This is a genomic window from Sphingomonas sp. LHG3443-2 (assembly GCF_049896405.1).
In the GTDB taxonomy this organism is placed as follows: Bacteria; Pseudomonadota; Alphaproteobacteria; order Sphingomonadales; family Sphingomonadaceae; genus Sphingomicrobium.
Map to the genome: position 1 here is coordinate 2,291,565 of NZ_JAFCUG010000001.1, position 14,499 is coordinate 2,306,063.

The window sequence follows — 14,499 nt, forward strand, 5'->3', positions numbered from 1 at the left end:
GCCGCCCGCCCAGCGGTCCCTTACTGCGCGCCGTTCGCCCGCGACCGCTCGGCCAGCATGGTGACGAGCTCGGCAACCTTGCCGTCGCGCTCGGCATGGCGGAAGCCCTGCACATTCTTGACCAGGATTTCTTCGGGCGTCGGCGCTTTCGCGAACAGCGCCATCACTTCGTCGGCGAAATCGTCGAGAGGCTGATAGCCGGGCCGATTTGATTGACCCGGCGTCAGGTCGGTCTGCACACCCGGCGGCGCCAGCTCGATCACCTCGACCCGTCCGCGCAAAGCCTCGCGTAGCGCTACCGTGTAGCTGTGAATGCCGGCCTTGGTTGCGCTGTACGTCGGTGTCGTGATGAGTGGCACAAAGGCAAGACCCGACGTCACGTTGACGATCGCCGCATCCTCCTTGCCGAGGAGATGGTCGATCAAAGCATCGGTCAGCCGGATCGGACCCAGGAGGTTGGTCGCAATGGTTGCTTCCGCATCGGCCAACCCCCGCGCGCCGTCCAGCTTCTCGAACCGCATGATGCCGGCATTATTCACCAGCACGTTGATCTCGGGATGCCGCTCCAGGATCGCCGCGACATTGTTCTTGAGGCTAGCCACATCATCGACATCAAGACGCTCGACGTGGATGCCTGCCCGGCCCGCCGCTGTTTCTGCCAGCGTGTCGGTATTGCGTCCCGCCACCACCACCGTGTTTCCAGCGTCATGCCAGCGTTGCGCCAGCGCACGGCCGATGCCCGAACCGCCGCCAGTAAGGAAAATGGTGTTGCCGCTGGTCTTCATCGCGCCCTGATCCTTGCTTGCCTGAACCGCGCAGGTGGTCCTCGCCTACTCCTCCCGCAAGACAGGCAGTTGCACTTCCTGCCCGAGCCGCTACCCCTCCCCGCTCATGAACGCCGACACTGCTCCGTCCAGCCGCCTCATCGCGCCTTCGCTGTTCGCCTTTGGCATCTTCTATGGCGGCATGGTCTGCATCGCCGGCGTGCTCGGCAACAAGCAGGTGGCGCTTGGACCGTTGGCGGTGGAAGCCGGCATCTTCGCCTTCCTGCTGCTGGTGGTGACGTCGAGCGCGGTGGCCGAGCTGCACGGCCGCGCAATTGCCAACAAGCTGGTGGTGTGGGGCTTCGTCCCCCTGCTGATGTCTGCCGCACTGACCGTGCTCGTGCTGGCGCTTCCAGCATCGGACAAGATGGAAGCCGAGCGGCTTGCCGCGTTTGAAACGATCATGGGTTCGAATCTCAGGATCTGGCTGGCCGGCCTCGTTGCCTACGGCACCAGCCAGGTGCTCAACGTCACCATCTTCTCGGCGCTTAAAGGCCGCGAAGGATCGCGCCTGCTCTATTTCCGCTCGGCCGTCGCTTCGGCGCTCAGCCAGATCGTCGATACGCTGATCTTCATTACCGTGGCCTTCTACGGCGTGTTTCCGATCGGCGCGCTGCTCGCCGGGCAGATGCTGTCCAAGGTCGTGCTGTCGATTGTGTTCGTTCCGCCACTCATCCTGATGTTCGTGAAGCTCGGACGCTCGATGGACCGCTCTGCGGCTTGAAAAACAGCGGTTAACCTGCTCTTCCCTCGCCCGAGTCGCGGGGTGGCGACCGGTTAGATGTTGCATTGCAACAACAGTGGTGAAGGCAGTTGGTGGCATCCCTCGGGGCGTCACCTTTTTGTCTTAATCCAACTCTAGCCGCCCCGATGAACTGCACGAACACGCGTCAGTCATTCACATAATTACATCGGGGAACCCCACGTGAAGAAGCTCCTTCTGCTCTGCTCGACAGCGGCCGCTTTTGTGCCGACTGCTGCTTTTGCCCAGTCGACCGGTACGGATGCCACCGAAGCCACTGCCGAGACCGTGATCGTCACCGGCACCCGCACCCGCGGCGTTGGCGGCGTGGTCGTTCCCGACGTTCCCAAGACCCGCTCGATCCTGACCAACGAAGTGCTGGTTCGCCAGTCCGAAGGCCAGTCGATCCTGCAGTCGATCAACCTCATCCCGGGCGTCAACTTCACCAACAGCGATCCGTATGGTTCGTCGGGCGGTAACCTGCGTATTCGCGGCTTCCCGGGCAACCGCGTCGCCCTGCTGTTCGACGGCCTGCCGCTGAACGACACCGGCAACTACGCCATCTTCTCGAACCAGCAGATGGACCAGGAAATCATCGACCAGGTGTCGGTGAACCTCGGCACCACCGACGTCGACTCGCCGACCCCGTCGGCCGCGGGCGGCGTTGTCAGCTACCGCACCCGCGTTCCGGCCAAGGAACTCGGCGGCCTTGCCAAGGCGGCAATCGGCAGCTTTGATTACAGCCGCTTCTTCGGCATGCTCGAAACCGGCGAACTGACCAGCTCGGGCACCCGCGCGTTCATCGCCGGCTCGACCCAGAAGTATGACAAGTTCAAGGGCCCCGGCGATCTCGAGAAGCAGCAGGCCAATGCTCGCCTGTATCAGCCGCTCGGCACCAACGGCGACTTCGCCAGCATCGCGTGGCACTACAACACCAACCGCAACAACAGCTACAACAGCGGCCTGGTGAGCGACTACATCACCGATCCTTACTTCGATAACATCGCGCAGTGCGCCCGCGACCTGCCGACCGCCGGCGTTGCGGACAACGACGGGTCGAGCTCGACCACCGTGACCAACGTTCCGGGCCTCGCTCCGTCGACCTGCACCAACTATTACAACCTGCGCATCAACCCGTCGGACACCGGCAACTTCCGTGGCCAGTTCCGCTACACCCTGGCGCCGGGCCTGATCCTGACGGCGGACCCCGGCTATCAGCACATCATCGCGAACGGCGGCGGCACCACCACGCTGAGCGAGACCGACAGCCGCCTTCGTGGCCGCAACCCGGCGACTGCCGCGGGCGTCGACCTGAACGGCGACGGCGACGTGCGCGACACCGTTCGCGTCTACCAGCCGAGCAACACCCGCACCAACCGCTACACCCTGCTGTCGTCGCTGGTCTACGAAGTGACCGACAGCCAGCGCGTTCGCGTTGCCTACACCTTCGATCGTGGCCGCCACCGGCAGACCGGCGAATTCGGCAAGGTGCTCGAGAACGGCGACACCATCGACGTGTTCGGCGGCAAGTATAACAATGCGGCCCGCATCTACACGGCGGACAACACCGTCCTGCAGAACCGCGACCGCAAGTCGATCGCTCAGCTGCAGCAGCTCAGCGCCGAATATTTCGGCCGTTTTCTCGACAACCGCCTGACCGCCACCATCGGTCTGCGTGCGCCGTGGTTCCGCCGTGAGCTGAACCAGTATTGCTTCACCCAGGTGTCGAGCGGCAACGTTCGCTGCACCACCGAAACCGTGCCGTCGGGCCTGGTGATCATCGATCCCAACACCCCGCGCAGCCCGACCGTCCCGATTCCGAGCAACGCCGTTTACGCGCCGTTCTCGCGCACGGTGAAGTACAGCCCGCTGCTTCCCTCGGGCGGCCTGTCGTACGACTTTGCCGGCGGCCACCAGCTGTATGTCAGCTACGGCAAGAACTTCTCGTCGCCCTCGACCGATAACCTGTATCGTTCGGTCGGAATCGACGTAAAGCCGGAGACGACCAACAGCTACGAGTTCGGTTATCGCTACCGCTCGGGTCCGCTGCAGGCGCAGCTCGCGACTTATTATGTCGATTACAAGAACCGCATCGTCACAGCGCAGGATCTCGATCCGGCGAGCCAGACCTTCGGCGCGACGCTTGACCGCAACGTGGGCGACGCCCGCGCTTACGGCTTCGACGGCCAGGTCAGCTACCGCGTGGCGCCCGGCACGACGCTGTACGCCTATGCCTCGCACATCAACTCGAAGATCAAGGACAACGTCCTTGGCGCGGCTGGTGGCTCGGGCTGCATCGCCGGCACCACGGTGGGCACCACCTGTGCCGTCGTGCTGACCAAGGGTGCCGAGTTCACCGAGACCCCGCGGTGGAGCTTCGGTGGCCGTGCCCAGCAGGACATCAGCTTCCTGTCGTTCGGCGTTCAGGCGAAGTGGACCGGCAAGCGTTACTCGACCGACGACAATGGTCGCGTTGGCGCGCTCCCGGCGGTCGGCAACCTGCCGATTGCCACCAACGGCCGCACCGACAGCTACTTCATCGTCGACGGCGACGTCCGCGCCAACTTGGATATGCTCCGCGAGGGCCTGTACCTGCGCGGCAGCGTGATCAATCTGTTCGACAAGTATTACTTCGGCAACATCAACACGACCAACAACCTTGCCGGCGGTCCCCGCTTCTCGGTCGGTGCCCCGCGCACCTTCCAGGCGACGATCGGCCTCGATTTCTAAGCCACGGCTTCGAAACGAAAGCAGACGGGAGGCGTCGCGGGAAACCGTGGCGCCTCTTTTCTTGCGCGCCAAGCTGTGGCAATCGCCCGCCCAGCCCTTGAGCGGGTATGATGTAATGGTAGCCTGTCAGCTTCCCAAGCTGAACGCGCGGGTTCGATTCCCGCTACCCGCTCCACTTTCGACCGGCATCAGCAGAAGTCCGCCTTTGCTGCGTCCCGGTGCACTCCCGCGGGGTGCCGGGCTGTAGCACCTGCTTGTCACACCAAGTGGCAGGCTGGCACGGGTCGGCGCCGATCGTCCGCCGCAGCAGGGATCATCGGGACGGCAGCCGAAAGGCCGACCCATGTCCCACGCCTCCTATCTGCGGCGCCGAGGTGCCCGCTACTCCTACAGACGCCGGCTGCCTGTGCCGTTTCGGCAATCTCAACCTATAACCATCAGTCTGGGGACCTCGGACCCGCTGACAGCCCGGCGACGGGGGGCGCAGTTGTCCGTCGCATGGGAGGGGTTGGTGCTAGTTCACAAGGGTCGAACGGATCTCACCGCCAGGCGGGCCTTGTCGAACAGGGTCGTGGTGAGTGGGCTGGCGTCTCAGTCGGCCAACTGCTCCGCCTTCCAGGTGAGAAAGTCCTCCTCCGCGATCCGCATCTCGTCTGGCGGGAGCCGATCCGCGGCGATGGCCAGCCACATGGCCTGGCTGCGAGCGGTCAGCTGCGAACGCAATCGTGCGGGGTTGTAGCCCGCACTCGGCTTCTCCCATTCGGCCGGCAGATCATGAGCCAACGCTGTTCGCTGCAGGGTCGGCATCCCGCCATCCTTGTCGAGCGAGGCAGCGTTAATTGGCTGCCGCAGCATCGCATTGCGAAAGTGCACGAGGGCAGCCTTGCCCGGGACTTTCAGCTCACACCCCTCCGGGACACGCACGAGAGAATCCGCCAAGTCATTCAGGCGAAAGGCCGCCAGCGAAGCCTCGCAGACGTCAAGGACGCTGCAGAGCGCAATGAGCACTTTCACGGACTGATCGCCGTATTCGTCGTGCCTGGACAGCTCGTGGAAGCTGAAGCGTCCGTCATCCACTCTGATGAACGTCAGTGTCGCGAAGGCTCGCAAATAGACGGCTAACTGTTACTGGCTGGCAAAACTTGTTGGCAAGCGCAGCGTTACGATGTGCGGGCTCAGCACACACAGCTTATCAGGGTAATTCAAGATCGTTCTCCTTGATCAGGAGTCCCTCAGAGCTATCAGCGACTGTCGCTTTTCCATTCTCTTGCTGAACTCGATGCCCCGGCACGTGAAAAAATGAGCAGTCGGCTCGCAAAAAAGTAGAAGACGGACCTACTAGAAAGATCACGTTCACTATCGTGGCGTGATGCCGGCTGGTTCTACTCCACCTGCATCTGATTTGCAGGACAAGGCTGTTCAGAATGTTCTGAACAGGGAGTATGAACATGCGCAAGGCAAACGTAACCTATGAAGAGGTCGCAGCTTACTGCGACAGAGAAGTTGCCGACGGCAAAGATCCCGATCGATTTACGGGCCGAGAGCTTCAAGATGCACTCGACTGCGACAGTGGGCTCGCCACCATTATCAAACTGATCAACCAGTGGAGGGAGCCGTTTGGATTCCTGCGGCGGCGGAGCGCCTGCGCCGAGGAACCACATGAGCTTCGCCGGGCGCATGGAGAAGCGCCTTGCAAAGTCGTCTAGCGTAATCTCGCTTATCGCTTCCGCGTCACTCATCCCGCTAGGTTTACTGCCACTTCGTGTGCCCGCTAGGGGTGTACGCCCGATTTTCTTCGGGAACGTAGCGCATGCCTCTGCTCGTTCCTTGCATCCTCGGACGCTTGTTCATTTCGATGCGTGGTGGCCGCTTAGCACCCCTTGCCGGCGTTAGTTGGTCAGCCGAGGTCGAGTGGTCGCGTCAAGATCACCGGAGAAGGGCGCTAAGCGAACTCGGCAACCGCCCTGCCCTCTCGAACAGCGCATCTCGGCCAGATTTGGGTGTCTCACCAATTTCCGCTTGTGGCCGACAAAAGACCGTCTGCTTATGAGGAGCTAGCAGTCACATGCGGACGCTTACTGCGCTTGCTGCCGCTTGGCGAAGACGGAGTCCATAAGCCTGCACGGTCTCAAAAGCGTCATCGCTGCCAGTGCTTGGGCTTGCGGGTAATTTCGAGAACGATCCTAGCAAAAGCATCGTGCCAAAATTGCACCATATGCGGAGTTGCTCGAAATGAGTGCTGGCAGAAACTAGGTGGAGCACGCCCCGTTTTGCCCGAGCATCCTTACGACTTGCGCAGGCGCCCGAAGACGAGCAGGCCGACTGCCAGGCTACCGCTTGCCAGGCCCAGCAGCGGTTCGGTTCCTGCCAGAATGGCTCCGGCGACGATCAAGGCGGCGGGCAGCAGTTGGGGATCGGACCGCACGTGCGAGGAGCGTCGCGGACCAAGCTGTTCGATCGTTCGCGGATCGAGGCTGACCGGCAGACTGCCGGTGCGGGCCACCTTCTCCACCTGTCCGATAAGCTCGGGCGCGCTGAGCGCCGCCCGGCCGAGCGCAGCCGCCAGCTTGCGCCCCTCCCTGGCTAGCCGGGCGGGGCTGGTGCGCTGGCTCACCAATTGGCGGGCGATCGGCGCCAGCTCGCCGCCGATGTCGAAGGCTGGGTCGATACGACGGACGAAGCCCTCGGCGGTGAGCAGGGTCCGAAGCACAAGCGCAAGGTCGGGCGGAAGCGCCAGTTCGAAGTCCCTCAGCAGGCCGAACACCTGGTTGAAGATGCGGGCGAGGTCGACCTGCTCCAGAACCACGTTGCGAAATTCGTCGATCAGCGCCGCCAGCTCGAATTCCAGCCGGATGCGGTCGACCGGCGGATCGCCGGCCCAGACCATCAGCACATCGACCACGCCGGCCGGATCATCGGCCGCGATGGCGAGGGCCAGCCGGACCAGTTCCTCCCGCCGGCGGGGAAGCAGGGTGCCGACCGCTCCGAAGTCGATGAACCCGATGCTTCCGTCCGGAAATATCAGCACATTGCCGGGGTGCGGGTCGGCATGGAACTGACCGTTGAAGATGATCATCCGAAGCACGGCTTGGGCGTAGGTGCGGGCGACTTTTGTGAGGTCGATTCCCCGCTCTCGCGCGGTGGCAAGGTCGGTGGCGGGGATCGCCTCCAGCCGTTCCTGGACGTTGACCCGGCGCCCGGTCAGCTCCCACTCGAACCGCGCCGTCCGCACTCCGAGGCCGGCGAGGAAGGCGCCGATCGAATCGCTTGCCCGGCCTTCGGCGGACAGGTCCATTTCCCGGTCGAGGCTTTCGGCGAAATAGCGCAGCAGTTCGTCGGGCTTCATCCGGGCGATTTCGGGAATGCGCTTTTCGGCGGTGCGCGCCAGGCGGCGGAGCAGCCGCAGGTCGGCATCGACCGTTCGCTCGATCCCCGGTCGGCGGACCTTGACGATCACGCGCTCTCCAGACGGCAGGGTCGCAGCATGGACCTGCGCGATCGAAGCGGCGGCAATGGGTTCGGGATTGAAGCTTGCAAAATAGCTGTCGAGCGGCCCGCCGATCGCCTCCTCGACTGCGGGTCGGATGCGATCAAATGGCAGTGCGGGAACCCGGTCCTGCAGGGTCGATAGTGCGCGGATCCAGTCGGGGCCGAGAAGATCGCTGCGCATCGCCAGGATCTGGCCGAACTTGACCGCCACCGGGCCGAGGTCGCGAAGCACGGCGACCACCGCTTCAGGGCGGGCTGTTTCCATCTCCTCGTCGCGCCCGCCGGAAAGACCGAGGCGAGACGCCAGGCCGCGCAGCCCGTGCCGGCCGAAGATCCCGACGATCTGGCCAAAGCGCTCCCGCTCGCCCATGGTGCGAGGGGTGACGGCTCCGGCTGAGCTTCGCTCGTTCATGTTCACCTTTGCTCCGGCTGGGACCGCTCGCGAGGGCCGGCGAGTTCGGCTTCCATGGCTTCGATCCGCTGGGACAGCTTGCATAGAGCGCCGTCCAGTCCGGCCAGTTCGGACGAGTCCAGCGTTCCCACCGTTTCGGCCAGCAGGCGCTCATATTCCGGCTGCGCGCGGTTCAGCACCTCGCGGCCGGCGGGGGTCAGTTCGACCAGCTTGATCCGGCGGTCCTGGGGAACAATCCGGCGTTTCAACTGTCCTGCCGCTTCGAGCGCATCGATCGCTTCGGTGACGGTGCGCGGCGCGTGACCGAAGAAGGAAGCAATGTCGGTCGAGCGCTTGGGTCCGTCCGCGACATAAGCGAGCAGCCGGATCCGCGCGACCGACGCCTCCGACCCGGCTAGGCAGCGATCCAGCATCCGCTGAAGTCGCAGGTAAGTCCAGGCAAACTGCTTTGCAATTTCGATTAGGGGTCGATGCTGAGGTGCCATATCAAATGGTATTGCGGCAGAATATAGTTTGGTGCAATGCGCCGCTTCAAACGAACGAGTCTTGATCGAGGACCCAAATGGACATGGTGACCCAGTCGGGTGACGTTGCGGCCGACACTGGGGAGGAGAAGCGCAGCTCGCCCTTGTCGAATCCCAAGGTGCGTCTCGGCCTGCTGATTTTGGCTGTCATCGTGGCGGGCGGCGTCCTGTGGTGGTATCTGCAGAACGAAAGCTACGGCAAATACCAACAGAGCACGAACGACGCCTTTGTTCAGGCCGACAGCGTGATCGTTGCGCCCCGGGTCGGCGGTTACGTCGAGCGGGTGTTTGTCCAGGAGAATGCGGAAGTCCGTCAGGGCCAGCAGCTCGCTCTGCTCGACAATCGTGATTACCGCGCCCAGACCTCCCAGTTGCAGGCTCAGATCGAAGCGGCACGGGCGAGCGCGAACACCGTCCAGGCGCAGATTGCCGAACAACAGGCATCGGCGGAGCGGGCTCAGGCCCAATTGGCGGCAGCGCAGGCTGACCTCGCTTTCGCCAGTCGTGAAGTCGCTCGCTACCGCCCCCTGGCGGCCTCCGGCGCGGAGCCCCGCGAGCGTTTGGACCAGCTAATTCAGCAGCAGCAGCAGGCTCGTGCACAGCTGGCGACCCGACAGGCCGACCTGCTGGCGGCGCAGCGCCGTTTCGGCACCCTGCGCACCCAAGTCGAGCAAGCCCGCTCGCAGGGCCGCGCCGCTGAGGCTCAGCTCGAAGCGGCCAACGTGACCCTGGAATCGACAGTCCTTCGCTCGAGCATCGCGGGCCGCGTCGGAGATCTGGCGGTCCGCGTCGGTCAATTCGTGCAGCCTGGAACGCGGCTGATGACCATCGTTCCGACGCAGCAGCTCTACATCGAGGCGAACTTCAAGGAAACGCAGGTCGGGCTAATGCGGGCGGGCCAGCCGGTCCGCGTTGAAGTGGACGCCCTTCCGGACCTCGAGCTGACCGGCCGCGTTGGCAGCTTCGCGCCCGGGACAGGCGCGCAATTCTCCGTGCTTCCGCCGCAGAATGCGACCGGCAACTTCACCAAGATCGTGCAGCGAATTCCGGTGCGGATCGCGATCCAGGCCGGGCCTGAAGTCCGCCGGCTGCTGATACCGGGCATGTCGGTCCACGTGACGGTGGATACGCGCGGCGCGAAGGGCGAGCTGGAACGCGTGCGTCAGGCGCAGGAAGGGCGTCGCTAGACCCGATGGCGACCGCCGCCGCCTCCTCCATTCCTGCCCGACGGGGAGAGGAACGGGCCGATCTATCTGCCTGGCTCGCCGTTGCGGCAGGCAGCCTCGGCGCGCTGCTCGCCACCCTCGACGTGTCGATCGTCAATTCCGCGCTGCCCACCATTCAGGGCGAGATCGGGGCGTCTGGATCGGAGGGCACCTGGATCGCGACGTCATTCCTGGTCGCGGAGATCATCATCATCCCGCTGAGCGCCTGGCTGGAGCGATTGCTGGGCTTGCGCACGCTGCTGCTGATCGCCGTCGTGATGTTCACCGCCTTTTCGATGCTGTGCGGAATTGCCACTGACCTCACCACCATGATCATTGGCCGGGCCGGCCAGGGACTGATGGGTGGCGCGCTGATCCCAACCGCCATGACTATCGTCGCCACCCGTCTGCCTGCCCGGCAGCAGCCAATCGGCATGGCCTTGTTCGGAGTCACCGTCATCCTGGGTCCGGTGGTGGGCCCGCTGTTGGGCGGCTGGCTGACCGAGAACCTCAGCTGGCATTATGCCTTCTTCGTCAACGTGCCGGTTTGTGCCGTGCTGCTGCTGCTGCTGCTGCTCGGCCTGCCGCACCAAAAGCCTGACTGGGATTATCTGCGCTTCGCCGACTGGTTCGGCATTGCCGGGATGATCCTCGGTTTGGGCGGCCTGACCGTCGTGCTAGAAGAAGGACATCGCGAGGAGTGGTTCGAATCCACCCTGATCGTTCAGTTGACCATCATGACCCTGCTTGGCTTCGCCATGCTGGCCTGGGGCCAACTGACTGCCCGCAAGCCGGTGCTGAAGCTCAGCCTCATCTTCAACCGGCAGTTCGGCAGCGTGGTGGTGATGGGTCTCGTGCTCGGCATGGTGCTGTACGGCACGACTTATGTCATTCCGCAGTTTCTCGCGATCATTGCCGACTACAATGCGCTTCAGACCGGGTGGATCATCTTCTACATGGGGCTTCCAGCGCTTCTGCTGATGCCGATCGTCCCCTTCCTCATTCCCAGGCTCGACATCCGCATTGCAGTGGGTGGCGGCCTGGCCATCATCGCCTGGAGCGGCTGGATCAGCGCCGGCCTGACCGCCGAGACCGCCGGCTCTCACTTCATCCCGGGCCAGCTGATGCGGGGCGTGGGCATCGTCTTCTGCATGCTGTTCCTGAACCAGGCGACCGTAGCATCGGTCACCAAGGAAGATGCCGGTGATGCTTCCGGAATCTTCAACGCCGCGCGCAATCTGGGAGGGTCTTTCGCGCTTGCAGGGCTGGCGACCGTGCAGGACCAGCGCAGCTGGCTGCACAGCCGGCGGATGGAGGAGTCGCTCAATGCCAACGGTTGGGACGTCCAGTCCTACCTCGGCGGGCTCCAGCAGTCGCTCGGCAGTCTCGAGGCGGCCTTTCGGACTCTTGCTGGTACCATTCAGCGCGAGGCCTTTGTCATGTCCTACAACGACATCTTCTTCGGCATGACCATCATTACCACGCTGTCGGTTCCCCTTGTCCTGTTCCTGCGACCGCTTCCCAAGGGGATGTCGCTGTCAATGCATTGATGCCCAAAGGATCGAGATGCGCTTCCCGCTGATTGCCCTTACTGCCGCCCTTCTGCTCGCCGGCTGCACCTCGGGACCTGACTACAAGGGTCCGGGAACTCTTGGTGCGGCGACACCTTCCGCAAACTTCGTCCGGGGCGGGGGCTTGGTCACCCCAGAGTCGCCCAGACTGTCTTCGTGGTGGACGCAGTTCGGCGACCCAGTCCTTACCGAGTTGCAGACGCGGGCGCTCAGCAGCAATCCGTCGCTCGACATCGCGCGGGCGCGGATTGGCCAGGCTCGCGAGTCGGTGCGTCAGGAACAGGCGAACCGCTATCCTACCGTCGCGGCGCAGGGCACCTACGTGCGCGCCGAGTTGCCGGGCGTCGACCTTGGCACGGACAACAACGGCAGCTCTGCCGGCGCTCCGCCAGCGGAGGGCGGATCAGACGACATTTCGTCCCTCAACTTCTTCAATCTTGGCCTGAACGCCAACTGGGAGCTGGAGTTCGCCGGCGCCTCGCGCCGCCAGATCGAGAGCCTCAACGCCCAGCTCGGGGCGGCCGAGGCAAACGCGATCGACGCTCAGGTGCAGCTGACAGCGGAGGTTGGTCAGGCCTATGTCAATCTGCGCGAACGGCAGAACCGGATCGACACTCTGGGCCGCGCTCGGGCGCTTCAAGAGCAAGCCGTTGCGACCGCCCGGCAACGCTTCCAGCGCGGGACCACCGCTGCCTACGAGGTCGAGCGTGCGCAGGTCGCTCTCCGGGGCACTGAGGCCGAAGTCGCAGCCGCCGAAGCCGAAAGGGACGTGTATCTCAACGCCTTGGCGACCCTGACCGGCAGCGCCCCTGGCAGTGTCGACGGGCTGTTGGCTGCTCCGGCCGAAGTACCGCTTCCGCCGGCGGTCGTGTCGGTCGGAAATCCTGCCGAATTGCTTCAGCGTCGCCCAGACGTGCGCGCCGCCGAGCGCAACCTTGCCGCAGCGACAGCGCGGATCGGGGTCGCCGAAGCCCTGCGCTTCCCCCGGATCAGCTTCATGGGGATCCTTGGGCTTGGTGGCACCAAGCCGGGTGACTTGTTCGATCTCGGCAACATCAGCGCCATCGCCATTCCGCAGATCCAGTGGCAATTTCTCGATTTCGGTCGCAATGCGTCTCGTGTGAGGCAGGCAAGGAGCGGTCTCGAGGAAGCCGAGGCGCGCTACCGGCAGGCAGTGCTCGGTGCCCTTCAGGATGCGGAAAACTCCCTTGCCCGCTTCGGACAGCAGCGACGCCAGGTGGCAGCGCTCGCAGACGTCCGAGCCTCCGCGGAGCGCCAGGCCAGGCTGACCCGGCAGCGGTTCAACGCCGGAACCACGGCCCGTGCCGAACTACTGGAAGCGAAGCGCCAGTTGACCCTTGCTGAGCAGAACCTGCGAGGTGCCACTGCGGCGCTCACCGGCAGTTACATCGCCGTGCAGAAGTCGCTTGGACTAGGCTGGGCACCTCCGGTGGTGCCCGCGAGACTTGGCAACTGATGGAAACACGGTCCAACCGTTTGCTCGTCGCCATCGTTTGCGGGCTGTTGGTTGTCGGACTGATCTTCTTCGCCTGGTACATCGGTGCCGGGACAAGCACCTATGGTGCGAAGTACAGGATCTCCTTCAACCAAAGTGTTTCGGGCTTGGCAGTCGGAGGGCCGGTGACCATGTCCGGGGTTCGGGTCGGCCGGGTAGATAAGATCTATCTGTCGGCCGGCGAAGTTGGCGGGCCCACCGTCGAAGTAGCGCTCGACACTGATCTGCCGGTGCGCGCCGGCTTTCGAGCGGACATCAGCCGGTCACTGCTCGATGGCTCCGCAGTCCTGGTGCTCCTGCCATCAACCGACGGACCGTTGATCAACCCGCCTGATGAGGACATCGTGGGCACGATTGCCGCCGTCCAGGGCGGGACCGCCACCGATCCTGCCGCGAAAGCAGTGCAGGTGTCGCAGACGCTCGACCGTGCGGTTCGGGCGCTTGATCAGACGGGCCAGGCTGACGCGGCAAGGAAGCTGGACCAGACCCGGCGTTCGACAGCAGAATGGCAGCAGGGTGTAGAGCGGCTGTTGGGTAGCGTGCGCCCTGAGCAGGTGCGCGGAGCAAGCGAGGGTATCAACAGCTTTGCTCGCAGCGCCGAAAAGCTTGAGCGCGACGTGGTCTCGAGCCGTGACGACATCGCAAATGTCAGGCGCTCGATCCGCAACGCCGGCAATCAGGCCGATCAAGTAGGACAAGCAGTCCAGCAGCAGCGCAGTTCGGTCCGCCGACTCGACGAGCAAGCCGATGGGGTAGAACGGGACATCCAAGATATCCGTAAACCGGTGCAAGACCTTGGCGAGAAAGCTGACAGATTAGAACGAAGATAATCTTGCCTGTGGCGTCGTGCGGCGGTGTAAGCACGACAAATTGTGAACGTTTTCTTCTCGGCAGCATGTGGATTGAGCGCCCTTCAGCGGCAGTGTGCATGCCCTCAATCCGGCACCTCCAATCTTAGCGGCGAGGATTGCAGGGTCTGCTATCGGGTGCCCTTAGCGATTCTATCAACGACCTGCATGGGCGCTAAGCGGACCTTCCCTGCTCAACGGCTGCTTGTGGCCGCAAGCGGACTGGTTCCTGCTCGGCGCTAGGCGAGCGATGCGGACATTCTGTCACATGGGCAAGCCTAAGCGAACGAGCTAAGGCCGCGGCGTGACTCGGCTTGCAAGCCTAGGGGCTCCGCGCCAGCTGTGGCTCGTCCTTCTAGGAATGGGCCTGCTTGCCCGTGCCTTGGTGCCGGTCGGTTGGATGCCGGTGGCGGACGCGCAGGGTCTTCGGTTGATCCTGTGTTCAGGCTTCACCGACAGCAGTGCGCCAGCGAATAGTGGCAGCGATCACGAGAGCATGAGCTCGCCAAGCGCTCATGACGATCACGGGGTCATTCCGCACGCCAGCCCTGGTGCCAGTGGCAAGCATGACAAAGAAAGGAAGACCGACCATTCGGCTCCCTGCACCTTCGCCGCATCGGCTTTGTCTATCCCGCTTC

Annotated in this window: 11 protein-coding genes, 1 tRNA gene and 1 pseudogene; 9 read left to right on the forward strand and 4 right to left on the reverse strand. The window is 63.7% G+C overall.

The window, feature by feature from the left end; all coding sequences use genetic code 11:
- Positions 1 to 20: 20 nt before the first annotated feature.
- Complete coding sequence (locus ACP69Z_RS11485) at positions 21 to 785, reverse strand: SDR family oxidoreductase (RefSeq protein ID WP_426267618.1); 765 nt, start codon at positions 783 to 785, stop codon at positions 21 to 23.
- Positions 786 to 891: 106 nt separating this feature from the next.
- On the opposite strand from ACP69Z_RS11485, the gene ACP69Z_RS11490 reads away from it, so the two are divergent.
- The 4 genes and pseudogenes from ACP69Z_RS11490 to ACP69Z_RS11505 all read left to right on the forward strand — a co-directional run.
- The gene (locus ACP69Z_RS11490) at positions 892 to 1,548 is read left to right on the forward strand and encodes a queuosine precursor transporter (RefSeq protein ID WP_426267619.1); all 657 of its coding nucleotides are present in this window, start codon (positions 892 to 894) and stop codon (positions 1,546 to 1,548) included.
- A gap of 201 nt (positions 1,549 to 1,749) precedes the next feature.
- Positions 1,750 to 4,296: a TonB-dependent receptor gene (locus ACP69Z_RS11495; protein ID WP_426267620.1), complete on the forward strand. Its 2,547-nt coding sequence runs from the start codon at positions 1,750 to 1,752 to the stop codon at positions 4,294 to 4,296.
- A gap of 101 nt (positions 4,297 to 4,397) precedes the next feature.
- A tRNA-Gly gene (locus ACP69Z_RS11500) sits at positions 4,398 to 4,471 on the forward strand.
- 168 nt (positions 4,472 to 4,639) lie between these two features.
- Positions 4,640 to 4,789: pseudogene (locus ACP69Z_RS11505) on the forward strand (DUF6538 domain-containing protein); the annotation flags it as partial.
- Between the two features lie 98 nt (positions 4,790 to 4,887).
- On the opposite strand, the gene ACP69Z_RS11510 reads toward ACP69Z_RS11505, so the two are convergent.
- On the reverse strand, positions 4,888 to 5,373 hold the full coding sequence (locus tag ACP69Z_RS11510; RefSeq protein WP_426268117.1) for a hypothetical protein: 486 nt from the start codon (positions 5,371 to 5,373) through the stop codon (positions 4,888 to 4,890).
- 371 nt (positions 5,374 to 5,744) lie between these two features.
- Between ACP69Z_RS11510 and ACP69Z_RS11515 the strand changes: the two genes are divergently transcribed.
- Positions 5,745 to 6,002, forward strand: a complete 258-nt coding sequence (locus tag ACP69Z_RS11515) for a hypothetical protein (protein ID WP_426267621.1) — start codon at positions 5,745 to 5,747, stop codon at positions 6,000 to 6,002.
- A gap of 578 nt (positions 6,003 to 6,580) precedes the next feature.
- Here ACP69Z_RS11515 and ACP69Z_RS11520 read toward each other — a convergent pair.
- Both ACP69Z_RS11520 and ACP69Z_RS11525 read right to left on the reverse strand, forming a co-directional pair.
- The gene (locus ACP69Z_RS11520; protein WP_426267622.1) at positions 6,581 to 8,197 is read right to left on the reverse strand and encodes an ABC1 kinase family protein; all 1,617 of its coding nucleotides are present in this window, start codon (positions 8,195 to 8,197) and stop codon (positions 6,581 to 6,583) included.
- Positions 8,198 to 8,199: 2 nt separating this feature from the next.
- A complete protein-coding gene (locus tag ACP69Z_RS11525) occupies positions 8,200 to 8,610 on the reverse strand; it encodes a MarR family winged helix-turn-helix transcriptional regulator (RefSeq protein ID WP_426267623.1) in 411 nt (136 codons plus the stop codon).
- 155 nt (positions 8,611 to 8,765) lie between these two features.
- Between ACP69Z_RS11525 and ACP69Z_RS11530 the strand changes: the two genes are divergently transcribed.
- Genes ACP69Z_RS11530 through ACP69Z_RS11545 form a run of 4 tightly spaced genes read left to right on the forward strand, consistent with a single transcriptional unit; the run spans position 8,766 to position 13,843 of the window.
- The gene (locus ACP69Z_RS11530) at positions 8,766 to 9,908 is read left to right on the forward strand and encodes an HlyD family secretion protein (protein WP_426268095.1); all 1,143 of its coding nucleotides are present in this window, start codon (positions 8,766 to 8,768) and stop codon (positions 9,906 to 9,908) included.
- A gap of 5 nt (positions 9,909 to 9,913) precedes the next feature.
- The gene (locus ACP69Z_RS11535; RefSeq protein WP_426267624.1) at positions 9,914 to 11,476 is read left to right on the forward strand and encodes a DHA2 family efflux MFS transporter permease subunit; all 1,563 of its coding nucleotides are present in this window, start codon (positions 9,914 to 9,916) and stop codon (positions 11,474 to 11,476) included.
- Positions 11,477 to 11,492: 16 nt separating this feature from the next.
- Complete coding sequence (locus tag ACP69Z_RS11540) at positions 11,493 to 12,974, forward strand: efflux transporter outer membrane subunit (protein ID WP_426267625.1); 1,482 nt, start codon at positions 11,493 to 11,495, stop codon at positions 12,972 to 12,974.
- The gene (locus ACP69Z_RS11545) at positions 12,974 to 13,843 is read left to right on the forward strand and encodes an MlaD family protein (RefSeq protein WP_426267626.1); all 870 of its coding nucleotides are present in this window, start codon (positions 12,974 to 12,976) and stop codon (positions 13,841 to 13,843) included. The genes ACP69Z_RS11540 and ACP69Z_RS11545 overlap by 1 nt, the downstream gene beginning before the upstream one ends.
- Positions 13,844 to 14,499: the final 656 nt, after the last annotated feature.